We start from the raw sequence: 25,087 nt of genomic DNA, 5'->3' as shown, positions 1-25,087 counted from the left end.
CCCCCAAATCAATTTGCTTGTTTCCTTCATAGAATTGGGTTTGTAAACCCGATTCTATGAAAAAATAATATCTTGTAAATCCTAAAATCGCTTAATCGTATCTTACTTTTTTGTGGTAGGAAACTCATCAATTCCGAGTGTAGTCAACAATGGGTTGAGCGTCTTTGTTGTGATAATTACCTGAAAAAACTTCACTTTCATGGCATCGAAGTCGCACACAAATTTATTTTTTACTTTGAGCGTCCGATAAACTGCTGTGTAATTTACCTTCTTTTGTTCCCAGCCATTCACTGCTAAATTGCTTTGCACGCACTCAATGGCTCGTTTGAGGTTTGAAAAGTAAACCACAAAAGGCTCACGTTTCCGAATATCGCTTAATGAGCCAATATAATTAATCGTTACTTCGTAGATGATAGACTGACGCATGGAATTTAATGATTAGGTTGATGAATGAGTGAATAAGTGGGCTGCATTTATAAATTCACCACAATTTTTTAGAAATCGTAAAAATAAATCTTTTTTTGAAAAATAATTAAATAATTTTTCAAACAAGAAACATTTTATATAACATCAGCGTTTTTATATCATGTTGCAAATACAAAGAGCCTCGCAGTTATCTGCAAGGCTCTTTTGTTTTTCTCTTTTTTATCTTCGCTACTTATCATTTATCATAATAGGCGTATTTCCTTTTCCTCCCATAATAATCACTTTTGAATTGGGCGAAGTGGCAATTTCTTTCTGAGCTTTAATCATTTCGTACTGTAATTGTTTGTCAGTCAAGGTGGTTGTAATAATTTTCTGATAGTCCGAAATACCTTGTGCTTCTACACGCTTACGCTCGGCTTCTTGTTTTTCTTTCTGCAATACAAACTGCATTTTTTGTGCTTCTTGCTCAGCGTTTATTTTCGATTCAATAGTTTTCTTAACAGACTCAGGCAAATTAATGTTTCTGACCAATAGTTGTTCTAAAACCAATCCACGAGCCTTAAAATCGGCTTCGATAGCCTTAAAGATTTTTCCTTGAAACTCGTCTCTTTTGGTCGAATACAATGCGACTGCTTCATAATAAGCCGCAATATCACGAATACGAGTACGGGTAATTGGACGCACGATTACATCTTCATAATTTGCTCCGATTTTTCGTAAAATTGTTGGTGCTTGGTCGGGTTGTACTCGATAAAGCACGGTTAGGTCAATCACAACCTCAAGTCCATCTGATGAAAGTACTCTAATGGCATCATCGCCTGCTTGTTTACCTTCGTCATGCACGCCCGACATGGTGTAATTTTGAGTACGAGTGTCGAACTCAGTTACATCAACTAAAGGATTAATAAAATTCAAACCACTTGTAAGCGTGCCTTCTTGGACTTTACCAAAAAGTGATTGCACGCCAACTCGACCAGCGTCAATTTGCTTGACGGTCGAAGAGGCAAAGCCCAAAATAATGAAAATAAGTCCCACGAATTTAAGCGGGCGAGAAAAACGAGAAAATTGTAAAGAAGGAGTATTGATAGCAAATGCCACTATCAAAATAATAACTCCGATAACGACTAAAAACATGGTTTTCTGACGGTTTAGATATAGTTTATGCTTTGTTTGTGAAATGATTTCTGAACAAAAGCGTGGCAAACGTACAGTAAGTCGGTAGATATTATCCAAGATTTACATGAATGGTTATTTCTGATTAGCGAAAAGGCTTCTTTTAGTGATGAAGCATAGAAACGATAAATCAGTGAAATAATGAGCTGATTATAAGAGTTTTTGAAGAAATAATCAACTTATCCACAATTGTATCCACTTGCTAATTTTTGGTATAGTGTAAACGGTAGCGTGCCAAGTTTGGTATGCTTTTTAGACTAACATAATCAGAGTAGAATTTTTTCAAATATTGAAAGGATTTACGTGCTTTCTTGTTTTCCATGAACGACAGGTACCGAGCTATCAATCTTTAGATAGCTCGGTCTTTTTTTTATCGTAAATATCGTTTTCTGAGCATTTGCATCATACACACATTTATCGCCCATTGGTCGGCTACTGGTTGTTGTGTGTATGGTAAGGTCGGCAAATAATTCGGTGGACCAAATTCGGTCAAAATCGTCATTGTTTCGCCAGCCTTCATTTTTCTTTCCAGAACTCTATCCCACCACGCAAGGTGTGCTTTTACAGCACTTTCCCATTCGGGAGCTCTTGGGTCATTCACTTGTGGGCCTTCTTGATGCCCTATGCGTGCGTGTAGGTGTTCTACTCTTTCCAATGCCATCGCAACGGTTTCAGCTTGGTCTTCGAGCAAAGACTCATGTACATTACACCAATGTGAAATATCAAGCGTTAGGCGTAAAGCGGGATTTTTTTCAATAAAGTTTCGTGCAATATGAGCCGCAAACATAATTCGCCCTCGGTGGGTTTCGTGGCAAATTTTAATTCCTGTCTTGGCTGTCGTTTCGGTCGTATGGTCAATGAAAAGTTTACTTTGCTCGTACGTAAAAAAATCTTTCCCACTATGACAATTGATATACAAAGGCTTCTTGGCTGACTGCGTTGAGGCGGCATTAATGGCTTTTTTGAAACTTTCAAGATTAATGACTGGGTCTTTATGGCCAGAACCGCATAGGTAGCCAATTTCTAAATCATACTTTTCAAGTGCTGCAAAAAGTTCTTTTTGGTCTTTGGTTTCGTTTGGCCACCACATTTCGATACCATCATAGCCTTCCTTCTTGGCAGCAGCACAAAAGGCATCGAGCGAACCACTCCAGCCCCAGTTAGTAGCCATTATCTTTAGTTGAAATTTGGGGTCAACATTTGATACCCAAGGTATTTCTTGTGCCAGCGTTTCGACCGACGAAAGCAATGCACTCGTAGCAGTTAGATTTATAAATTCTCGACGTTTCATATATTTAATTATGAATATGCGAATGTTTTTTACTTTTTGCTGGGAGTTGGTACCCGAGCGAAGCCGAGGGTTAAAAAATCTTCATCCACTTACCTTGTTCTTTCATTACCAATTCAATTACTTCACGCACGGCACAATCTCCACCTTTACGAGTTGAATTGAAAGCTGCCACCTCGATGATTTCTTCCACGGCATCGGCTGGGCAAGCAGATAATACTTCTCGGTGCTTCATAATTTCCCAATCGGGCAAATCATCGCCCATAAATACAATCTCATCGGCCGAAAGATTATTATCGGCAATATATTTATCAAAAACGCTTAATTTTTGGTCGGTATTTACGCCCAGAAAAATATCTTTAATGCCCAAAGGCGAGAGTCTTTCTCTGATGCTTTCTTCTTTTCCGCCCGAAATAATCGCAATTCTAAATCCCGAACGAATGGCTTTTCCGAGAGCGTAGCCATCTTTTACATTAAATACACGAGCCAATTCGCCACCACGTAAGGCAATAACAGTTGCGTCGGTCAGAACACCATCAACATCAAAAATAAAAGTTGTAATTTTTCGGAGCTGAGACTTGAGTTTAATATCCATGAAATTAGGTTTAGGTCATTCAAAAATAATCTGCATAAAATTCGCATAAATTCGTTTAATTCGTGCATCTGTGTAGCATTATTTTTATGTTTGAACGAATAAACCCTAAACTCAAAGAAATTTTCAAACGCCGTTGGGTAAAAGTGTTTTTTGCTTTTATCATCGTTTTAGTAGCGTTAAATATTATTTTTCCTCCAAAAGTAAATGTTCCATATTCTACCCTCATTACCGATAAAAAAGGAGAAATCTTACATGCTTTTTTGAGTACGGATGAAAAATGGCGAATGTTTGTAGAGTTGAAAGAAATAACGCCCACGCTACGCAAAGCCATCTTGGCAAAAGAAGACAAGTATTTCAATTATCATTTTGGGGTAAATCCTATTGCTATTTTTCGGGCAGCTTTCAAGAATATCACAAAAAATCGAAGAACGTCGGGGGCGAGTACCATCACGATGCAGGTGGTAAGAATGTTGAACCCCGATGAGCGAACTTACTGGAATAAAATCTCCGAAATCCTTCGAGCAATTCAACTCGAAATCTTCTATTCTAAAGACGAAATCCTGCAAATGTACCTCAATCTTGTGCCTTATGGCTCAAATATAGAAGGTATAAAATCGGCTTCGTATTTGTATTTTCAGAAATCACCCGATAGACTGAGTTTGGCCGAAGTAACTACTCTTGCTATTATCCCCAATCGACCAACAAGTTTGCGATTGGGAACAAAAAATCCATTAATCGTTGAAGAACGCAACAAATGGCTCAAACGATTTCAAAAAGCGGAAGTATTTGATAATCAATTGATTAATGATGCTTTACGAGAGCCTTTAAGAGTTGCTCGGCACGAAGCACCGAAAGATGCTCCGCATTTATCGCTTAGGCTAAAAAAACAGTTTGCCGATGAAGCCATTATTCATTCGAGCGTCAGCAAAGCCACGCAAACCAAGGTCGAGCAGATGGTGGCAAATTATGTGAATCGGACAAGGGCTATGAATATCAATAATGCCGCTGTGTTGGTAATCAATAACGAAACCATGCAAGTGGAGGCATACGTTGGTTCGGCTGGGTTTAATGATAAACTTGATGGTGGACAAGTGGACGGTGTGCAGGCAATTCGCTCACCAGGAAGTGCTTTAAAGCCACTTTTGTATGCTACCGCTTTCGATAAAGGAATTATTACGCCTAAAAATATCATCAACGATGTACCGACAAATTTTAATGGTTTTGAACCAGAAAATTTTGACCGAAAGTTTAACGGAAAAGTATCGGTTGAGTTTGCTTTGGCCAATTCGTTAAATATTCCAGCGGTAAAAGTGGTAAAAGATTTAGGTAAAACAACGCTCATTGAACAACTCAAGAAAGCTGATTTTCAGACAGTTAAAAAACAAGAAAAAGATTTAGGACTTTCAATCGTGCTTGGCGGTTGTGGCGTAACGCTTGAAGAAATGACTCAACTTTACGCTGCCTTTGCTAATGACGGAAATTGGCAGAAAGCAAAGATGTTAGATGATAAATTTACAGAAAAGAATGTGAGTCATGCTTCAATTATTTCCCAATCAGCTACTTATCTAATCACCGAAATTTTAGCTCAAATCAAACGCCCAGATTTACCTAATAATTTTGATTATACTTATCGTTTACCAAAAATTGCTTGGAAAACAGGTACATCGTTTGGTCGTCGTGATGCTTGGAGTATTGGCTATAATAAAAAATATACGGTTGGAGTTTGGGTTGGAAATTTTTCGGGCGAAGGCGTTCCCGAATTAAGCGGTGCAGAAATTGCTACGCCTTTGCTTTTTCAGATTTTTAATACGATTGATTATAACACTTCGAGCGTTTGGTTTCGTCAGCCAAAGGAAGTTGTATCTCGCCAAGTTTGTGCCGAGTCTGGTGATTTGCCGAGCGAATATTGCAGCAATAAAATCTTAGATTATTCTATCAAGAATATTTCGCACACACGTAAGTGTACGCACCTCAAGAAATTCTACGTAAACCTTTCAGAATCAATGAGTTATTGCACACAGTGCTTGCCATTAGATGGATACAAAGAGAAACTTTACAGCAATCTCGCTCCCGAATTGCTTAGTTTTTATGAATTAAAACATATTCTTTACGAAAAGATTCCGACGCATAATCCGAATTGTACGAGGTTTTTCAAAACAGCCAGTAACGCACCGATTATTACCAATCCAAATAATGGAAGTGAGTATTATTTGAGTGAAAATGATATGCAACAAATGCAGTTGGCGTGCCAAACTGCTAATGATGTGAGAGAAGTATATTGGTACATCAACGACCGACTATTACAAAAAAACTCCGCCAATAAGCCAGTTTTTTTTACACCAAGTCTCGGTAAACTCAAAATATCTTGCACTGACGATAAAGGCAGAAGTAGTAGTATTTCGGTAATGGTGAAAGGCGAGTAAGTAAGACAAGTTTCTAACTTGTCAAATTGTAGAAAAAAGATATAAATTGATAACTTAATGTAACTACTTTTTAAATTATGGCTGAAAATAGACCAAACCAACAAAATGTAATTTCGGATAGTCTAATTTATGAAGTAATTGATGGGAAGTCATTTTATTACATGGGTTATAAAGATGTTTTAGCAAAGAAACGAACCATTGAAGAAATTGTGTATGTAAGCGGATTGCAGTTATTTATTGCTCAATATTTATTAGAATCTCTTTACCTTACTAAAGCAAAAGAGTATTATTTCTTGGTTGGAGTCGGCACACATCTTGATAAAAATAATAATCTTTCGGGTGATATATACATCTATGATAAACAGACTCTTTCTCCCAATAAAATTAATACACGGGCGGCGTTCCGCCATTACGTAGAAGTTGCACCAAAAATTGCCATTGAGATAGATATTCGTATAGATTTATCTGATGAAAAAGACTTTGGCTATGTTTTTACTAAAACCCATAAATTACTTGATTTTGGTGTGGAAAAGATATTGTGGATATTCACTAAACATCAGAAAGTAATGGTAGCTACCAAAGACCAAGACTGGTTAACCAAAAATTGGAATCAAGAAATAGAGTTGCTTGATGGGGAATATTTTAATATCGGTAAATTTTTAGCTGATGAAGGTGTAGAGCAGTAGAAAAATAACATTTTATATAAAACTGGAGTAAACAAAAAAGGCTTCCCTTACGAGAAGCCTTTTTTGTTATATTGCTTAGAAACTAATTAAGCTTCTGCCTCAGCATCTGTTGATTCTGCTGCTGCTGCATCTTTTTTCTTAGAAAGTTTCTTTTTCTCGCCTTCTACCATTGCATCTTTCAATGCAGAAAGAGCTGAAAGGTCGCCAAGAGTTGATTTCTCTTCAGGAGCAGATGTTGCTACTTCTTTTCCACCTTTTTTCTTAGCTTCTTTTGGAGCTTCTTCTTTTGGAGCTTCCCAGGTTTTAGAGTGAGAAAGCATGATTTTCTTCTCTTCTTTGTGGAATTCCAACACTTGGAATGTTAATTTCTCACCAACTTCAGCTACTGTTCCGTCAGCTTTAGCTAAATGCTTCAACAAAGCGTATCCTTCGATTCCGTATGGAAGCTCAAGTGTTGCTTGTTTGTCATTTTTAGAGATAATTGTACATTCTTGGTCTGAACCTACTGTGAAGATATGCTCAAATGTATCCCATGGATTTTCTTCTAAGTGTTTGTGGCTAAGAGCTAAACGACGGTTTTCGCCATCTAATTCTAATACCATTACTTCAAGAGCATCACCAACTTTCACGAAGTCAGATGGGTGTTTGATTTTCTTAGTCCAAGACAAGTCAGATACGTGAACTAAACCATCAATACCTTCTTCTAATTCTAAGAAAATACCGAAGTTAGTCATGTTACGTACAGTACCAGTGTGTTTTGTGTTCACTGCATACTTGTTGATAAGGTCTTGTTTAGTCCAAGGGTCTTCTGTCAATTGCTTGATACCCAATGACATTTTACGCTCGTCACGGTCAAGAGTCAATACAACAGCTTCGATTTCGTCACCGATTTTCAAGAAATCAGATGGGTTACGTAAGTGTTGTGACCATGACATTTCTGAAACGTGGATTAAACCTTCAACACCTGGTTTCAATTCTAAGAAAGCACCGTAATCAGCGATGTTTACGATTTTTCCTTTAACTCTTGAACCGATTGATAGTTCAGCAGCCAAAGAATCCCAAGGATGAGACTCCAATTGCTTCATACCGAGCGAAATACGTTTCTTGTCTTCGTCAAAGTCTAAAACTACAACTTTGATACGTTGGTCAAGTTTCAATAATTCGTTCGGGTGGTTGATACGGCCCCAAGAAATATCAGTGATGTGCAATAAACCATCTACGCCACCAAGGTCAATGAATACCCCGAAGTTAGTGATGTTTTTAACCACACCTTCCAATACTTGTCCTTTCTCAAGGTTAGTAAGGATAACCTGACGTTGAGTTTCGAGGTCTTTCTCGATAAGAATTTTGTGTGAAACTACTACGTTATCGTTAGTATGGTTGATTTTCACAACCTTAACTTCCATTTTCTTACCAACGAAAATATCAAAGTCACGAATTGGTTTCACGTCAATTTGTGAACCTGGCAAGAATGCCTCAATTCCATAAATATCTACAATCAAACCACCTTTTGTACGGCGTTTTACTAAAGCGTCGATAATTGCATCTTCAGTAAATGATTTTTCGATGTTGCTCCAAGCAGTCAATACTCTTGCTTTTTTGCGAGAGATAACCAATTGGCCCATTGCATCTTCTTGTTTTTCGATGAAAACTTCCACTGTATCACCTACTGCAAGGTTAGGAAGGTCACGGAATTCAGAAGTCGAAACTAAACCGTCTGATTTAAAACCGATGTTAAGCAATACTTCACGGTCAGTGATACCCACTACCGTTGCCATTACTACATCTTTTTCTGTTACATTAGCAAGCGTCTCTGAGTAGAGTGCTTCTAATTTTGCTTTTTCGTCGGCTGAGTAGCCTCCGCCAATACCTCTTTTGGTGACCTTATCCCAGTCGAAATCTGCAATTTGTGCTGCCATAATATGTTGATTTTTAGCTCTTTATACATCAACCCGTCGAGCTGCCCGTGTTGAAAATTGTTAAAAATAAAGTATTCCTTTGCAAAAAGGAGTGCAAAATTACTAAAATTTCTGTAAAAACAACCTTTTCAAGTCGAATATTTTTACTTAAAAAGCTGATTTTCAACGAAAAATATAGATTGAATGTAGTTTTTTCTCATATTTCATATCTCATATCTCGCATCACAGCTATCTTTGCGGAAAAAGCAAAAATTGTGGTGAAAAACTATCCTTTATATTCGCATGAATACTTCATGGCAAAAGCCCTCGACTTGGCCATTCAAGCCGGCGAAGCTGGCGAAATACCAGTTGGGGCAGTAGTAGTGGCTGGTGGAAGTAAAATTATAGGTAAAGGAAGTAACCAAACCGAACAGCTAAATGATGTAACTGCCCATGCCGAAATCATAGCCATTACGGCCGCAACTCAATTTTTGGGAGCGAAATATTTGAAAGATTGTACACTTTACGTAACCCTTGAGCCATGCGTGATGTGTGCAGGAGCATTACATTGGTCGCAGATTGACCGCATAGTTTTCGGAGCATCCGATACCAAAAGAGGTTTTAGTCGAGTAAGTCCGCCGATACTTCACCCCAAAACAAGTGTTGTAAAAGGTATTTTAGAAACCGATTGTGAAATGCTTCTAAAGAATTTTTTCAAAGGTTTGCGAACATAAAATTGAAAGTTAGCGTTTACGGTTTAGTGTTGATAAGTAGTCCATAGTCAATAGCCGACAGTCCACAGTGGTATAAAGTATTTGTTAGTAAAGGTTTGCACAAATACAGATGTCGTTTATTTTCAATCATCTGCTTACAAATAGCGTAGCATAAAATTATCATCTAATATTTTAAATTTTGTTTCAAAAATGGCATATACACTCGAACCCCTACCGTATGCAAGTGACGCTTTAGAGCCACACTTCGACAAAGCAACCATGGAAATTCACCATGACCGTCATCATCAAGCTTATGTAACAAACCTCAACAATGCAATTGCTGGTACAGAAATGGAAAGCCTTTCATTGAAAGAGTTATTAGCAAATATTAGTAAATATCCAGCACCAGTTCGTAACAATGGTGGCGGACATTTCAACCACGATTTATTCTGGAATATTCTTTCACCAAATGGTGGAGGCGAGCCTTCAAGCACATTGGGTGCTGCTATCGACGAAACTTGGGGTTCGTTGGCTAATTTCAAAGAAGAATTCAAAAAAGCAGCTATCGGCCGTTTTGGTTCAGGTTGGGCATGGCTTTGTGTTGATGATCAAGAGAAGCTTTTCATCACATCAACTCCAAATCAAGATAATCCTTTGATGGATGTAGCCGAGAAAAAAGGTATTCCTGTTTTAGGTTTAGATGTTTGGGAACACGCATATTATTTGAAATTCCAAAACAAACGCCCAGATTACATAGATTCATTCTGGAATGTTGTTAATTGGGAAGAAGTACAAAAACGTTATTCAAATGCGAAAAGAGTAATTCCAAACTCATAAGAAAATAGAAGTTATAAATGAAAAGGGTAGGTTTTCGTCGTGAAACCTATCCTTTTTTATTATGAAAAATTAGGAATTTGAAAGATTATGAGAGTATTTCTATCTACCAAAAAATAAATAAACAAAATTTATTTGATTAATTTTGCTATATAATACTTAGTTTTGTGTTTTAATTAACGCCCTTTTATTCATAGGCAGCTACAAAATGAATCTAAAAAAACAACTCATTCTTTCGATAAGTAAACTTTCACTTTTTGTTTTTATTAGCCTTTTAGGTATTTCTACTGCTTTTGCACAAAGTGTCGACGAACTATCAGATGACCAAATTCAGCAGTTCATGAAACAAGCTCAAGAGAGCGGAATGACAGAAGAACAACTAATGGCAGCAGCAGCGGCTAAAGGTTTTGGCTCAGCTGATATTTCTAAGTTCAAAGAAAGAATGACCAAACTTCAAGCTGATAAAAAGGCCCCAGTTAATACAAATACCACTGATACTGAAAGAAGATTAAACGATACGACTTCTACTAAAAGTGTAAGACAACAAATTAAAGAAGATAGTACGGCCATAAGAAGAGAAAAGTATTATGGACTTAATTTGTTTAATAATAAAAAGATTGTTTTTGAACCTAATTTACGTATCCCAACACCCAAAAATTATATCTTAGGAACTGGGGATGAATTAAATATTTCAATTACAGGCTTTGCTGTACAAACTTACAAAACAAAGGTTTCTCCTGAGGGAACTGTCCAGTTAGATATTCTTAGTCCTATTTATGTGAGTGGATTAACAATTGAGCAGGCTCGTGAAAGAATAATAAATAGATTGAAAAGTCGATTTGCTGGCCTAAATAGTTCAGGCGGAGGATTATACGCAGATATAACTTTGGGAAATATTAGAAGTATTTCCGTAACGGTTATCGGAGAGGCTCTTCAACCAGGAACATTTACTGTCCCGTCGCTCGCAAATGTATTTAATGTTCTTTATGCTTGTGGTGGACCATCTGAAATTGGTTCACTAAGAAATATAGAAGTGTTTCGTAATGGAAAAGTTATTAGAACATTAGATGTTTACGATTTCTTATTACATGGCGACCAAAAGGATAATATCATTCTCCAAGACCAAGATATTATTCGTATTCCTTATGTTGATACCCGTGTATCACTTATCGGAGAAGTAAGAAATCCTAAAATTTTTGAGGTGAAAAGAGATGAAACGTTGAAAGATGTCTTGGCTTTTGCTGGTGGTTTTAAAGAATTAGCCTACTCAAAAACAATTTCTTTAGAAAGAGCAACACCCACTGAAAAGCGTATTATTAGTATCGACCAGAATGAGATAGCTAACTTTACTCCTCAAAAAGGAGATATTTATACGATTGGTAAAATATTGAATCGTTTTGAAAATATTGTCACAATCAAAGGAGCCGTTTATAGAGAAGGAAGTTATGAATTAGAAAAAGATATAACCGTAAAACAATTAATTGCTCGTGCAGAAGGTTTGAAGCAAGATGCTTTTAAGGAAAGAATTTTATTAAAACGAGAGAGAGAAAACCTTGAACCAGAGATTATACCACTCAATTTATCCAAAATCTTGAATAGTGAGTCCGAAGATATTCGTTTGAAATTAAAAGACACATTGTTTATTAAGTCATATAAGGATTTAAGAGAGCGTTTGACTGTTTCAATAAGTGGAGCTATCAATAAAGCTGGAACTTATGAGTTTGCTGATAATATGACAGTTTCAGATTTAGTAACAATGGCTGGTGGTTTTACTGATGGAGCATCTGCGTCAAAAATTGAAATTGCTCGAAGAATTAAAGCAGATACAATAGGTGTTTCTAAAGAACAATCAATCAAAATTGAAACAATAGATGTAGATAGAAATTTAATAGGAGCTGAAAGTAAAAAACTATTATTAAAACCTTTCGATAGAGTATATATAAGAGTTTTACCTCGTTATGAAGAGCAAAAGAACGTTACTATAACAGGAGAGGTTTTCTATCCTGGCCCTTATGCTTTAAAAGATAAAACAGAAAAAATTTCAGATTTAATACTCAAATCAGGTGGGTTAAAAAGTGAAGCAGATTTAGGTAGTGCAAAGTTTACAAGAGCAGGAAAGGTAATTGGTGTTGATATTATTAAGGTATTACAGGATAGAAATGATGTAAATAACTTAGTTCTAAACACAGGAGATGCCTTAGAAATTCCTCGTAAGAAAGAGACGGTTACTGTAAATGGACAAGTATACAACCCAACAACGGTTCCTTATTCATCTGGTTTAAAATTGAAAAAATATTTAGATTTAGCTGGTGGGACAACAGATAGTGCATTTGTAAAAAAGACTTATGTAAAATACGGAAATGGAAGACTTGACCGAACAAGAAGTTTTTTAGGTGTTAGAGCATTTCCTAAAATTGAGAATGGTTCAGAGATTATTGTTCCAGTCAGAAAAAGGTATAAATGGACACCTGCTGAGCGTATAGCAATCAGTTCTGCTATGGTTTCAATAGCGACTATTTTAGTAACAGTTATTAGAACATTTTAATCTATATAAAGCGGATTATGGAAGAAGAAAAAGATATTGTTAGTATTGACTTTAATGCTCTTTTTAAAATAATTTGGAAAGAGAAGATTTGGATAATTCTAATAACTTTATTGTTTGCCTTTGCTGGGATTTATTATGCCTTAACAGCACGCGAGGAGTTTATCTCGACAGGAAAAATATTACCAGAGTACCAATCTAAAGCTGGAGGTTTAGGGCAGTTTGCAGGTTTAGCAAGTTTAGCTGGCATTGATGTTAGTAGTGCAGGTGGAGGTGGTTCAGATGCAATACGTCCTGATTTGTACCCTGATGTTTTAAAAAGTACTCCATTTTTTTTAGATTTGCTTAAAATTAAGGTTAAAACTAAGGATAATAAGGAAATGACATTTAGTCAGTTTTACGATACCTTTGTTTTAGATAATAAGATTGAAGAGAAAAATACCAAAATTAAATTCCCAACGAGTAATCAATATATTGCTGTAAGTTATCAGACTGAAAAGGATTTAAAAGACTTAAGAGAACGCATTGGTGCTGTCATTGATAAAAAGACTGGACTTATTACTGTAACAGTAAAACTACCGGACCCAGTTGTTGCTACAATTATTACTGATTATAGTATGAATTTTTTGACGAATTACATAACTAATTATCGTACAGAAAAAGCAAAACGAGATTTAAACTTTTTAGCAGAAAGGTTAGATGCCGCTAAAGGTAAATATTATACAAATCAAGCTAAAAAAGCACAGTATAGTGACCAATATCAGCTTTCAATGATGAAATTACAAGCTGCTGACTTACAAAGAGAACGCATAGAGTCAGAATACAAGATTTCATCAACTTTTTATAATACTTTATTACAAAAGTATGAGGAGGCTAAGTTGAAATTACAGCAAGAAACACCTGTATTGAAAGTTTTAGAGCCACCAGTTGTTCCAAATAAAAGAAGTGAGCCAAAAAGAACAATAGTTGTTTTGATAGCTACTTTTTTAGGAGGAATATTTGGTATCATTTTTGGAATACTTAGAAAGAAAAACTATAAATTGATAATTAAGTAAAGATTTCGAAGACAAAGTATCTATATGAAAGGAATAATATTAGCAGGAGGTTCGGGTACGAGATTGCACCCACTCACATTGGCAGTAAGTAAGCAATTAATGCCTGTGTATGATAAGCCTATGATTTATTATCCACTTTCTATATTAATGCTGGCTGGAATCAAAGAGATATTAATTATTTCTACACCTCATGATTTACCTCATTTTCAAAAATTATTAGGTGATGGTTCTCGCATAGGTTGTAGCTTTAGTTATGCTGAGCAACCAAGTCCCGATGGTTTAGCTCAGGCTTTTATTATTGGTGCTGATTTTATTGGAAATGATAGTGTTGCTTTGGTTTTAGGCGATAATATTTTTTACGGTAGCGGCTTGAGTAAACTATTACAAAACAGCACAAATCCCGATGGTGGCGTTGTATTTGCATATCAAGTATATGACCCAGAAAGATACGGCGTTGTAGAATTTGACGAAAACCAAACAGCAATTTCGATTGAAGAAAAACCAGAAAAACCAAAATCTAATTATGCGGTGCCTGGTTTGTATTTCTACGATAATAAGGTAGTCGAGATAGCTAAAAATATCAAACCTTCTCCAAGAGGAGAACTTGAAATAACGGATATAAACAGGGTTTATTTAGAACAAGGAAAACTCCAAGTAGGTATCATGAACAGAGGAACGGCTTGGCTTGATACGGGCACTTTTCAATCTTTAATGCAAGCGGGGCAGTTCGTTCAAGTTATCGAAGAGCGACAAGGGTTGAAAGTTGGTTGTATTGAAGAAGTTGCCTATCGTATGGGCTTTATTGATGCTCAGCAATTAGAAGCAATCGCTAAACCATTGGTAAAGAGTGGTTATGGTGCTTATTTATTAAACTTAATTGCTTAAGTTGATAAAAATACAAAATCTCCATATTGCTGTAATTGGATTAGGAAACATCGGTTTGCCTTTGACTTTAGCTTTAAGCGAAAAATACCCAACCATTGGCTTTGATATTGATGATGTTAAGATTGTAAGGTTAAGGGAAGAAAACCCTCTTTTAAACCTTACACTCACAAATGATATAAATAGTCTTTCCAACTGTAATATTTTTATTATCGCAGTTTCTACTTCAGTAAATACAGACGAAAGTCCGAATGTAGTTAACCTATTAGCTGCAACCAAAAGTATAGCCCCCTTTCTTAAAAAAAACGATTTAGTTATATTCGAGTCAACCGTTTTTCCTGGTTGTACTGAAGGGCTTTGCGTTCCAATTTTAGAGGAAATAAGTGGTTTAAAATTTAATATAGATTTTTTTGTAGGTTATTCGCCCGAAAGAATCAATACTGCTGACAATTTTCATACGTTAAAAAATACTATCAAAATAACTTCTGGGTCAAACCCTGAGACTGCTCAAAGAGTTGATGAATTGTATCGTTCGATTGTTGAAGCTGGAACGTATTTAGCTCCCTCAATCAAAGTTGCCGAGGCTGCAAAATTACTTGAAAATGCCCAAAGAGATATTAATATCGCTTTCATGAATAACACAGCGGCGATTTTGACTGAAAACGGTATCTCATTTGATGAAGTTTGGCAAGCGAGTAGCACTAAGTGGAATTTTCTTAAATTTTCAACTGGTCTTGTAGGTGGTGATTGTCTGCCTCTGGCTTCGCAATACCTGAATCATCTTTCTCCTGAAAAAAACAATATACTTTCAGCAGCTCGCGAGACCAATGACGCTTTACCCCAAACGATTACTAAACTTGTTTTTGACAAACTTCAAAACGCTTTCCCACAAAACACCAACCCTAAAATTCTAATTTTAGGAATTAGTTACAAACCTAATACACCAAGCATAAAATGCTCATTAGTAATTAATTTGGTAGAAAAGCTAAAGCAATGTAATGCTCAAATTGATGTTTTTGACCCAGTTGCTGAACTAAATAGTGTTGTAAATATCGAAAGTCTTTCTGATAATCAACATTATCATCTTATCATTAAAGCGACTAATCATCAGATTTTTGAAAATTTGAATCTCTCTGATTTTGCTCTTCCAAAGGCTCTTTTGTTTAATATCAGCACCTTTTCCTTCAAAAGTATCAATCAATAGAAGCCATTTGCAATAATTTTGTTGTTGATAGCGAAGAAATTCCGAACTTTACGGCTTAACTTGTGTAATCAAATAAAATCCGTAAAAGTGTCATACATCGAACTTTCCTTACAAATTGACCTTGATTTCAACGAAATCATGATGGCCGAATTGGCCGAACTTGGCTTTGAAACTTTTGTCGAAACCGAAGATGGCTTGGAAGCTTATATTCAAGAAGAACTTTTTGAAGATTTAGCAGTCAAAAATATGCTCGAAACCTATGCTGAGCGAACACCAATTTCTTACGCTTTCAAGCAGATTGCTAAGCAAAACTGGAACGAAGAATGGGAAAAAAACTTCCAACCCATTTCAATAGGAAATGATATTTACGTGCGTGCCGATTTTCACGAGCCTCAACCTAATTATCTCTACGAAATCATCATAACTCCTAAAATGTCGTTCGGAACTGGGCATCATGAAACCACTTCGATGGTCATGGAGCATCAACTCACGATTCCGCACCAAGATAAAAAAGTGCTTGATGTTGGCACGGGAACGGGTATTTTGGCAGTTTTAGCCGAAAAATTGGGTGCAAAATATGTAAGTGCCTTTGATATTGATGAATGGTCAGTTGAGAATACAATCGAAAACATTGCTTTAAACAATACGAGCAAAATTGCAGTTAGATTGGGTACAATCGAAGATGAGCCACGGGATAAGTATGAAATCGTTTTGGCTAATATCAATCGGAACATTCTTTTACAGCAAATTCCGTCTTATGCAACCTTCATGGCTGAGGGAGCAACTCTTATCATAAGTGGTTTTTATGAAGCCGATATTGCTGATATTCAAGCGGTTGCCGAATCGGTAGGTTTAAAAAAAGTAGCTCAACTAAGCAAGAATCAATGGGCTTCGGTCGTTTTTAAGAGTTGAATCATTCATAATTGATATTTAGTTTTACCCAAAAGTCTCTTCTTCCCTATCCTTATGAGACACTTTAGAATAATATTTTTCTCGGTAATTGCGTTGCTGTCTTTTTCGTCAAAAGCACAGCTAATAAGACTTTCTGAGCAACCCGAAACATTCATTACGGATATTCAGACCGTGATGGCAACCGACAATAATTCAGTAGCGATTGCAACTGGTAAAAAATTTGAAGCCTACTGGGCTTCCCGTTTTAGCCCAGAACAGAAAAAAGCACTTATCGCAACGTGCCGTAGTATGGGAACTCGTGGCCATAAAATGGCACAGTTTTATTTTTTCTTTACGATTCTTGATAAGGCGATTGAGCAAGAAAAGTTTTCGGACGAAAAAATTACCAGTCTGATAGAAATCACTCAAAAGTTTGTCGATGGGTATGATTTGAAGACCTCGACTAAGATGTTGGAAATTCTGAAAGATTTTATCGAAAAACGCCGACTTTATGCGTCAAACTTCAATCGATTGTATGCTTTGGGTGGAACTTATGAGATAAAATTTTTAGATAAGAAAGGAGAAACTAACGCACCCGCACCGACTACAACAACTCCAACTAATCCACAAACGACACTAACACCAACCGAACTTCCTGAAACCAAATATTTTGACGATTGGGATACGCCACCAGCTCCCGAAACAGTTATTACAGCCGCAAAGTCAACTTTTACACCAGATAAAAAACCGATGCCTGTCATCGGTGGTCTTTCGATTCAGCTTAACGATATTGATTTTGTGATGGTTACGGCCAGTGATTCGGTTTGGATAAAAAAGACCAGCGGAACGGTTTCGCTAAAAGATGGAATTTATGTCGGAAAAGGTGGTTTATTTACCTTTGAAAGTGCTAAATTACCACAAATTTCAGTTGTTTTGACCGATTTTGCTTTTGAAATCCGAAATCCGAAGTTTTCAGCAGAAGACGTAACACTGACTTACACCGACCGTCTAACTGCTCCAATCAGAGGTGTTTTTGAGTATAAAAGTGAGAAAAGAAATAAAGGCGTTCCGCCGACGTACCCTCGCTTTATGTCTTATCAAAGCGATGCTTTTATCAAGAATATCGACCGAAATATTGAATATCGTGGTGGATTTTCGATGTCAGGAAGCAGAATTTTCTCTTCTTCGGTTCAAAATCGCTATTCCAATATTTCGGTTAAAAAAGATGGGAAGTTTTTCTTCAAGGCAAGTAGCACACGTTTTGAATTAAGCGATTCGTTGATTACTTCACAGTTGGCCAATTTTGTGACTTTTATAGACAAAGATTCCATTTATCACCCAGCCGTAAAGTTTAATTATAACCAAAAGAACTACATTTTACGTCTGAATAAAATTGATGTCGGTGGATTTAAAGAAACTACGTTTTCTGATACTTACCATCAAATGAATATCAAGTCGGATGCGATGCGTTGGAATTTGAACGAAGGTCGAATGGATTTTTACATCGTTTCGGCCCGAACACAAGTTCCTGCGGTTTTTGAATCATTCGATTTTTATGATGCTCAACGAGTAACTGCTCTTAACAGTAGTGCGGGTTTCAATCCACTGTTGATGGTGGGAAATTTCACGCAAAAAAATAACAAACTGACTTTTACGCTTGATGAAATTGCAGCTTATAACAAAGTGCCTAAGAAAAACATCGGTGGCGGTTTGATGGTTGCGGTGCAGCAAGGTTTTGTTGATTACAATCCTTCTGACGATATTTTCAAGATAACCAGCAAAGGGCAACACTATCTATCTGCTTTTGCAGGAAAACGAGATTTTGATGATTTCTTGATTCCATCTATTTACGGAAATAGCAAAGACTCGACTTCAAATGCAACCCTCAATTTGAATGATAAAACCCTAACAATTAGAGGAATACGTCGATTTAATTTAAGTGATTCACTTAAAATTTATGTATTGCCGTATGACCGTACTATCAAGGTTTCAAAAAATCGTACATTTACCTTTAGTGGGCAGTTTAAAGCAAAAAACTACCGTTTTTCGGGAAAAGATTTGTTGTTTGATTACGAAAAGTTCTCACTTTCCCTCAATAAAATTGATTCTGTAACTTTCACACCTCAAGAGGTTTATCGTAAGGGTGGCCGTCAGGAAATTGGTGGACACATAAAATTCTTAAAGCCCGGTACGCTTTTCCTAAATCGTCCAGATAATAAATCAGGGAAAGTATATTTGCCACAATACCCAAGGCTGAAAATTGATGAAGGGGTAATTGTATATTTTGATGAGCCAGCTCGTGGGATAAGAAAATATAGTCGAGATGTGCGTTTTGATGTTCCGAAAATCGACTTTGATAGTTTGGCCGTAAAAGATATTGAGTTTGATGGAACATTCTATTCGGGAAATATCTTTAAGCCATTCAAAGAAGTACTGAGAATCATGCCTGATACCACACTCGGTTTCTTGCATAAAGTGCCAAATGGTAAATATAATGTCTTTGGTAACGAAACGTCTGTCAATTTTTCATCGGCTTTGGCAATGGATGGAAAAGGCCTCCACTCCGAAGGAAATATCAATCACCTTGCGGCAAGCATGACCGCCAAAGAAATTCTTTTCATGGCAGATTCCTTGACGGCTTCTGGTCAACTCGGAAAAGTGAATGAAAGCGTGCTGAAAGGCTCGTATTTCCCGCAGGTTGATATTAACGATTATACTTTGAAATGGATGCCAAAAGTTGATAGTATGATTATTGCCTCGAAGGCAGGTTTTAACTTCTACACGGGTACATCTTCACTCAAAGGTAAGTTAGTTGTGCGTACGGGTGGTTTGTTTGGTTTGGGTAAATTGATTCGTACTGACTCCGAGACTGCTTCCGACCAATTTAAGTTTAATAAAGAAGGTTTTATTGCGGATAGGTCGCAGTTTAACGTAAAGTCAACTCAAACAACTGCTAAGTCAGTACTCTTGGGTAAAAACGTAAACGTAAACTTCAACGTAAATAATAGCATCGTAAATATTGCTACCAATCAAGGAAACTTCAATGATAGCACTGGCTCAACGCTCGAATTCCCGTATGCGGCTTACAAAACCAACGTTGACCGTGCTGAATGGAATATCAAAGACAAGAAGATTTCGATGAAAGGTGATGTCGAAACGACAATCTTTACTTCAACCAATGCTTCGCAGCAAGGCTTGGCGTTTAATGGAAATTCGGCCGCTTATGACATCGACCAAATGACTTTAAATATTGGTGGAGTACCATACATTAAATCGGCCGATGCGAAAATTATTCCTGATAAAGGACAAGTAGCTATTCGTCGAGATGCCGATATGTTGCCATTTAAAAACGCACGCCTGACGATTGATACGCTCAATGGTTATCATAATTTGATTAACGGGAATATTCAGATTGTATCAAAAAATAAATTCACGGGTGATGCCACCTATCAGTTCGTAAACGTGAAAAAAGACACCTTCAATATCAAGATGGGTAACTTTGAATTGCGAGAAATTACGATGGACGGTGAAGCTGCCAAAAGAAGTAAAAACAAAGAACTATCGACCGTGGCACGAGCAACCGTTATCGAGCGTGATAGTATGTTCCTTTCGCCAAAAATGCTTTACAAAGGCGAAATTACAATGCTTGCCCCAATCAAAAATCTCTCGCTTGATGGTTATATTATTCCCGAACTCAAAAAATACCCTAAACTCGGTGGATATTGGATAACTTATAAAGGGAATAAATCGGAAGAGATCAGGATTACGGTTGATAAAAACTTAAAAAGTGGCAACTCGCCAATTTTTGCGGGACTTCATTTCCGTACAACGACTTCGTCGAATGGTCTTTATCCAACATTCTTATCAACCAAAGAAGTACCTGAAGACCAAAACGTTTTCTTGGCAAGTGGAGTGTGCCGACGAGATGAACCCAACAAGTTATTCAGCATCATTCCAGAAGAAGGCCGAACTTTGGCCAGTAATAAATACGAGATTTTGGATGAAAAAGGAATCATCAATTTGGAAGGAAGGTTCGACCTCTTGAATGAGAAAATTTCTCAATACGTCCAAACTTCGGGTTTTGCCAAAATACGCTTGGATACAGCAAATCACGAATTCAATACCATGATGCTCGTAAACTTCCCGATTGCTCAGCCCTTACTAACGAATATGGCTGAAAAAATCGTGAAAACAAACCTTGATTTAGGTGTAAATGAGGCAGCAATCGAACTAAATTCATCGGAATTGATTACAAAAATTGCCAAATTTGTAGGCGATAAAGATATTGATGATTACAAAGCAAAATCGGCCCGTGAATATGTGCCGTTGTTTAAGTTTTCACCAAAATTTGCCAATACTATTGTTTTCAGTGACTTAAAACTCTTATGGTCGCCGAAATACAATTCATACAGAAGCGTTGGGAAACTTGGTATTTCAAACATTGGTGAAACTGATATTAACGCCAAAATCAATGGTTATATAGAGATTCGTAAAAACCCAATCACTGGCGACGAAATGTATATTTTCTTAGAACTTTCTGGCGAAAACTGGTACTACATGGGCTACAAAGATGGCCAAATGGGCTTGATTTCGTCAGATGATAATTTCAATGCTGCCATTACAGCAAAAGCAGACAAGAAAAAAATCAAAGATTATCAAGTGATTCCAGTCGATTTCCCAGAAGCGATGCTTTTCCGTAAGACTTTCTTAGAAACGTACAGAGGCATTAAGGAAAAGCCAAAGGTGGCTGGCCAAAAACCAACCGATGCCAAGAAATTGGCCGATGTACCAAAAGATGAAACCCAGAAAAAAGACGAAAAGAAAAAGAAAGTAGAAGATGAAAAAGATGGGTTTTAAACGATGATTTTTATCGAAAAATGGGAGAAGTAGAGCCATCTGCTTCTCCCATTTAGTTTTATGATTGGCAAAGAAATTGCTATATTCGCAAACGAGAACTCAACCTCATAGAATCATGGCAAAAAATAAACAAAAACCCAAACAGAATCTACCTTCACAAACTTCCAGTACACCACAAGCTGCGGCGTATTCTGCCCCCAAAGCCAGCGAAAATAACTTTTCGTTGAGTCCTACGGTGGTTTATATTCTTTTGGCTGTTACGGTAATCATTGCTTTTGCGGCAGGTTTCTCGAATGGCTTCGTCAACTGGGACGACCAAATGTATGCCACTGAAAACATAATGATTCAAAACCCAACATTTGCCAATCTTATCAGACTTTTAACGGTTGAATGTGCCTTAAACTACCATCCACTCACAGTGGCCTCACTTTGGCTCAATTCGGCTTTATTTGGTAAGGCTTCAACTTCATTTATCGTTACCAATACGCTCATACATTTAGTTAATACGTTTCTGATTTTCCGTTTTTCACAACAACTCACTCGCAATAATACTTTGGTGAGTTTTTTAGTGGCTCTTTTTTGGGGAATTCACCCGATGCACGTCGAGTCGGTTACTTGGGTTTCGGAGCGAAAAGACGTGCTATATACACTTTTCTTTTTCTTGGCTTGTATTCAGTACGTAAAATATCTGGAGAAAAACGAGCGAAAAATGTTAGTTCTTTGCTTTGTTTACTTTGTTTTATCGTGTTTATCAAAAGCAATGGCGGTGGTTTTACCTTTGGTTTTATTACTGATAGATTATTGGTTCGATAAAGGTTTCTTGACAGTAAAGAACATTACCACAAAAATACCTTTCTTCATTGTAGCTTTATTATTTGGTGCATTAGCCGTACACGTACAAGGTGGCGGAGATTTGGGTGGAAGACTCGAAAAAATGACCCTCGACGTTGCCCTCAGCGATGCTCTTACATTGGGTGATAGAATTAAGTTTGGTTTCTATGGCTTCTTGGTTTACATCTTCAAGCTGTTTATTCCCATTAATCAACACAATTTTTATGCCTACCCAAGTCCTGATAAATACGGAGCGATTCAATACGTAACCGCACCGATTTGGGCTTTATTGATTTTGGGAGGAGCAGCATTTTTCTTCCGTCGTAAAAAAGAAATTTTCTTCGGAATCATGTTCTTTTTCTTTACAATCGTTTTGGTACTTCAATTCTTGTCGGTTGGTGGTGCTATTTTGGCCGAACGCTATACTTATATTCCTTATTTTGGTATTATCTTTTTAGTTTTCTATTTTCTGAATGAAAAAGTAACCTCTAAAAATCTTTTGCTTTACGGCAGTTTAGTGATTGCTCCAGTTTTCATGTATCTGACTTACAAACAGACGCTTACTTATAAAGATACAGGTACTTTATTTGCTAATTCTTACAAATACGAGCCAGAGTCGCCAGTTGTCAACGAAAACCTTGCCAACCATTTCGGGCGTTCGGGAGAAATCGACCAAGTGATTCGTTATGGTGAATATGCTGCTTCAAAAGGTGTACAATCGTATGCCTTGATGGGAGCGTTGGCAAATGCGTATTATTTGAAAGGAAATATGCCAAAGGCATTAGAGCTTTACCAAAAAAGTATTGATAATTCGCCAAATCATAGAAAATTTGTAGCATACTATAATCGTGGAATTGCTAACCGAGATGCGGGAAATTTCTTACAATCAGCCGAAGATTTTACCAAAGCAATGGAACTTGGGCAAAACAAAAATGCTTATTTAGGCCTTAGAGCCTTTGCCAATCTGAAAGCCAATAAATTTAAAGAAGCTTATGATGATTACTCAACGATGATAAACCTCGGCATTGCGGTCGATACGGCCTATAACGACCGTGCAGTGGCACGATATAGCTTAGGCGATACCCAGGGTGCCATCAAAGATTTGAAAGAGGTAATGAAGCGAAATCCCAACTATAAAGATGCTCGTGATAATTTAATCAAATTGGGTGTTCAACCGTAAAGAATAAAGATTGTATAAACAAAAATGGCTTCTGAGTTTTCAGAAGCCATCTTTGTTTGAATGATTAGTCAGTTTTACTGTCGACTATTGACTGCGGACTATTTATCCATATTATTCAAATTACTCTTTCTTTGACTATATAAGAAGTAAACCACAATACCAAGTGTACTCCAAATCAAGAATGCGTACCAAGTATCAGTACGAAGACGTGACATCAAGAATAAGTTAAATAAAACCCCCATTGGAGCTACAAACCAAATCATTGGAGCTTTATATGGGCGTTCGATATTTGGTTGTTGATAACGAAGTAATAATACTGCTCCCGAAATCATGGCAAATGCCAATAAAGTACCTGCCGAACACATTTCTGAAACTTTATCAATTGGCGTAACTGCTGAAACAACCGAAACGATAAATCCTACCAATAATGTACTTTTCCAAGGAGTTTTGAATGTCGGATGAATATCTTTAAAGAAATTTGGCAACAAACCATCTTTGGCCATACCTAAGAAGATACGAGTTTGTCCGAGCATCATTACAAGCATTACCGAAGTAAGACCAGCCACCGCAGCAAGTGTGATAATAAATACTGCCCAAGGAAGACCAGCATCAGCAAAAGCCGAAGCAACTGGAGCTTTCAAATCGAGCGTATCGTATTTAACCATACCCGTAAGTACCAACGATACTAAAATATAAAGAACTGTACAGATAATTAAAGAGGCTACGATAGCAAAAGGTACATCTTTGCGTGGGTTAATTGCCTCTCCTGCTTGCGTAGAAACGGCATCAAAACCAATATAAGCAAAGAAAACGATTGTTGCAGCCGTAATTACACCATCCCAACCAAATGTTGTTGTGCCATCAGCAGCCGTAACGGTATCAGGAATAAATGGAGTCCAGTTTTCAACTTTTACAAAGAATGCACCAACCAAAATTACAAAAATAACAACGCTCAATTTTACGATTACGATGATATTATTTGTTTTGGCAGATTCTTGGATACCTCTTACTAAAATCGAAGTAACTACCCAAGTGATAAAGAATGCTGCAATATTGAAAGCTGGCGTTGGGCCACCAAGACCAAGTTTTTCGCCAGCCGTATATGGGTCATTCATGAGGGTTACTGGTAGTTCTAATCCAAATAGGTGCAGAAACTTCTCGAAATACCCCGACCACGCAACCGCAACAGTTGTTGCACCCATCATGTATTCTAAGATAAGATTCCAACCAATAATCCAAGCGAAGAACTCTCCAACTGTACCATAAGAATAAGCGTAAGCCGAACCTTCTACTGGTAAAATAGAAGCAAATTCACTATAACAAAGTGAAGCAAATGTACAACCGATAGCAGCAATGATAAAAGCGATTGCCAATGCTGGCCCGGCAAAGTTATGAGCAGCAATACCCGTAAGAGTAAATATACCACCACCAATGATTGCACCAATACCGAGCGATGTAAGCCCCCACTTAGTAAGAACTCGTTTCAGTTCTGATTTCTTCATATCAGCTTCGTAAGCTGCCATGGGCTTTTTACGCCAAATGCTTTTTTCCATAAAATTTTAGGGTTTGTTTTTAGATTGTTTTACGAATTATATCGCAATATAAAACA

General features: G+C 37.1%; 17 protein-coding genes. 11 read left to right on the top strand and 6 right to left on the bottom strand.

Going from position 1 to position 25,087, the window contains the following annotated elements; all coding sequences use genetic code 11:
- Nucleotides 1-102: 102 nt before the first annotated feature.
- From IEX65_RS15590 to IEX65_RS15575, 4 genes are all read right to left on the bottom strand, one after another.
- A complete protein-coding gene (locus IEX65_RS15590; RefSeq protein WP_188767072.1) occupies nt 103-426 on the bottom strand; it encodes a hypothetical protein in 324 nt (107 codons plus the stop codon).
- Nucleotides 427-654: 228 nt separating this feature from the next.
- Nucleotides 655-1,560 carry a prohibitin family protein gene (locus IEX65_RS15585; RefSeq protein ID WP_188767601.1) on the bottom strand — a complete coding sequence of 302 codons (906 nt, stop codon included), beginning with the start codon at nt 1,558-1,560 and terminating at the stop codon, nt 655-657.
- 409 nt (nt 1,561-1,969) lie between these two features.
- Nucleotides 1,970-2,890: a sugar phosphate isomerase/epimerase family protein gene (locus IEX65_RS15580; protein WP_188767070.1), complete on the bottom strand. Its 921-nt coding sequence runs from the start codon at nt 2,888-2,890 to the stop codon at nt 1,970-1,972.
- 70 nt (nt 2,891-2,960) lie between these two features.
- Nucleotides 2,961-3,482 (bottom strand): KdsC family phosphatase, encoded by a 522-nt coding sequence (locus IEX65_RS15575; RefSeq protein ID WP_188767068.1) that lies wholly within the window; start codon nt 3,480-3,482, stop codon nt 2,961-2,963.
- Between the two features lie 86 nt (nt 3,483-3,568).
- Between IEX65_RS15575 and pbpC the strand changes: the two genes are divergently transcribed.
- Nucleotides 3,569-5,905 (top strand): penicillin-binding protein 1C, encoded by a 2,337-nt coding sequence (pbpC, locus tag IEX65_RS15570; RefSeq protein ID WP_188767066.1) that lies wholly within the window; start codon nt 3,569-3,571, stop codon nt 5,903-5,905.
- A 77-nt stretch (nt 5,906-5,982) separates the two neighbouring features.
- Nucleotides 5,983-6,591 carry a Uma2 family endonuclease gene (locus IEX65_RS15565; protein ID WP_188767064.1) on the top strand — a complete coding sequence of 203 codons (609 nt, stop codon included), beginning with the start codon at nt 5,983-5,985 and terminating at the stop codon, nt 6,589-6,591.
- A gap of 86 nt (nt 6,592-6,677) precedes the next feature.
- On the opposite strand, the gene rpsA is transcribed toward IEX65_RS15565, so the two are convergent.
- On the bottom strand, nt 6,678-8,510 hold the full coding sequence (gene rpsA, locus IEX65_RS15560; RefSeq protein ID WP_188767062.1) for a 30S ribosomal protein S1: 1,833 nt from the start codon (nt 8,508-8,510) through the stop codon (nt 6,678-6,680).
- A gap of 257 nt (nt 8,511-8,767) precedes the next feature.
- Here rpsA and IEX65_RS15555 point away from each other — a divergent pair, with 257 nt between their 5' ends.
- The 9 genes from IEX65_RS15555 (at nt 8,768) to IEX65_RS15515 (ending at nt 23,478) form a co-directional block, all read left to right on the top strand.
- The gene (locus tag IEX65_RS15555; RefSeq protein ID WP_262891869.1) at nt 8,768-9,223 is read left to right on the top strand and encodes a nucleoside deaminase; all 456 of its coding nucleotides are present in this window, start codon (nt 8,768-8,770) and stop codon (nt 9,221-9,223) included.
- A gap of 189 nt (nt 9,224-9,412) precedes the next feature.
- Nucleotides 9,413-10,039 carry a superoxide dismutase gene (locus IEX65_RS15550; protein ID WP_188767058.1) on the top strand — a complete coding sequence of 209 codons (627 nt, stop codon included), beginning with the start codon at nt 9,413-9,415 and terminating at the stop codon, nt 10,037-10,039.
- Nucleotides 10,040-10,244: 205 nt separating this feature from the next.
- Complete coding sequence (locus IEX65_RS15545; RefSeq protein ID WP_188767055.1) at nt 10,245-12,581, top strand: SLBB domain-containing protein; 2,337 nt, start codon at nt 10,245-10,247, stop codon at nt 12,579-12,581.
- Between the two features lie 17 nt (nt 12,582-12,598).
- Nucleotides 12,599-13,633 (top strand): Wzz/FepE/Etk N-terminal domain-containing protein, encoded by a 1,035-nt coding sequence (locus IEX65_RS15540; RefSeq protein WP_188767054.1) that lies wholly within the window; start codon nt 12,599-12,601, stop codon nt 13,631-13,633.
- A gap of 24 nt (nt 13,634-13,657) precedes the next feature.
- Nucleotides 13,658-14,518 carry a glucose-1-phosphate thymidylyltransferase RfbA gene (gene rfbA, locus IEX65_RS15535; protein WP_188767052.1) on the top strand — a complete coding sequence of 287 codons (861 nt, stop codon included), beginning with the start codon at nt 13,658-13,660 and terminating at the stop codon, nt 14,516-14,518.
- A 1-nt stretch (nt 14,519) separates the two neighbouring features.
- Nucleotides 14,520-15,719, top strand: a complete 1,200-nt coding sequence (locus IEX65_RS15530; protein ID WP_188767049.1) for a nucleotide sugar dehydrogenase — start codon at nt 14,520-14,522, stop codon at nt 15,717-15,719.
- Between the two features lie 87 nt (nt 15,720-15,806).
- Nucleotides 15,807-16,631, top strand: coding sequence for a 50S ribosomal protein L11 methyltransferase (gene prmA / locus IEX65_RS15525; protein WP_188767042.1), 825 nt, complete (start codon nt 15,807-15,809; stop codon nt 16,629-16,631).
- A gap of 54 nt (nt 16,632-16,685) precedes the next feature.
- Nucleotides 16,686-21,467 (top strand): hypothetical protein, encoded by a 4,782-nt coding sequence (locus IEX65_RS15520; RefSeq protein ID WP_188767041.1) that lies wholly within the window; start codon nt 16,686-16,688, stop codon nt 21,465-21,467.
- Nucleotides 21,468-21,582: 115 nt separating this feature from the next.
- The gene (locus tag IEX65_RS15515; RefSeq protein ID WP_188767040.1) at nt 21,583-23,478 is read left to right on the top strand and encodes a tetratricopeptide repeat protein; all 1,896 of its coding nucleotides are present in this window, start codon (nt 21,583-21,585) and stop codon (nt 23,476-23,478) included.
- A 98-nt stretch (nt 23,479-23,576) separates the two neighbouring features.
- On the opposite strand, the gene IEX65_RS15510 is transcribed toward IEX65_RS15515, so the two are convergent.
- Entirely contained in the window at nt 23,577-25,031 is a 1,455-nt protein-coding gene (locus IEX65_RS15510) for an APC family permease (protein WP_188767039.1), read from the bottom strand.
- Nucleotides 25,032-25,087 lie beyond the last annotated feature (56 nt).

The sequence above is a fragment of the Emticicia aquatilis genome, from assembly GCF_014644295.1.
GTDB lineage: Bacteria > Bacteroidota > Bacteroidia > Cytophagales > Spirosomataceae > Emticicia > Emticicia aquatilis.
The sequence above is the reverse complement of the archived record's forward strand: the minus strand, read 5'-3'. Positions and strand labels throughout refer to the sequence as shown.

Excerpts from the sequence above, each read along its gene's own strand:
- IEX65_RS15590 (WP_188767072.1), bottom strand. The coding sequence starts at position 426 with ATGCGTCAGTCTATCATCTACGAAGTAACGATTAATTATATTGGCTCA.
- IEX65_RS15585 (WP_188767601.1), bottom strand. The coding sequence starts at position 1,560 with ATGTTTTTAGTCGTTATCGGAGTTATTATTTTGATAGTGGCATTTGCT.
- IEX65_RS15580 (WP_188767070.1), bottom strand. The coding sequence starts at position 2,890 with ATGAAACGTCGAGAATTTATAAATCTAACTGCTACGAGTGCATTGCTT.
- IEX65_RS15575 (WP_188767068.1), bottom strand. The coding sequence starts at position 3,482 with ATGGATATTAAACTCAAGTCTCAGCTCCGAAAAATTACAACTTTTATT.
- pbpC (WP_188767066.1), top strand. The coding sequence starts at position 3,569 with ATGTTTGAACGAATAAACCCTAAACTCAAAGAAATTTTCAAACGCCGT.
- IEX65_RS15565 (WP_188767064.1), top strand. The coding sequence starts at position 5,983 with ATGGCTGAAAATAGACCAAACCAACAAAATGTAATTTCGGATAGTCTA.
- rpsA (WP_188767062.1), bottom strand. The coding sequence starts at position 8,510 with ATGGCAGCACAAATTGCAGATTTCGACTGGGATAAGGTCACCAAAAGA.
- IEX65_RS15550 (WP_188767058.1), top strand. The coding sequence starts at position 9,413 with ATGGCATATACACTCGAACCCCTACCGTATGCAAGTGACGCTTTAGAG.
- IEX65_RS15545 (WP_188767055.1), top strand. The coding sequence starts at position 10,245 with ATGAATCTAAAAAAACAACTCATTCTTTCGATAAGTAAACTTTCACTT.
- IEX65_RS15540 (WP_188767054.1), top strand. The coding sequence starts at position 12,599 with ATGGAAGAAGAAAAAGATATTGTTAGTATTGACTTTAATGCTCTTTTT.
- rfbA (WP_188767052.1), top strand. The coding sequence starts at position 13,658 with ATGAAAGGAATAATATTAGCAGGAGGTTCGGGTACGAGATTGCACCCA.
- IEX65_RS15520 (WP_188767041.1), top strand. The coding sequence starts at position 16,686 with ATGAGACACTTTAGAATAATATTTTTCTCGGTAATTGCGTTGCTGTCT.
- IEX65_RS15515 (WP_188767040.1), top strand. The coding sequence starts at position 21,583 with ATGGCAAAAAATAAACAAAAACCCAAACAGAATCTACCTTCACAAACT.
- IEX65_RS15510 (WP_188767039.1), bottom strand. The coding sequence starts at position 25,031 with ATGGAAAAAAGCATTTGGCGTAAAAAGCCCATGGCAGCTTACGAAGCT.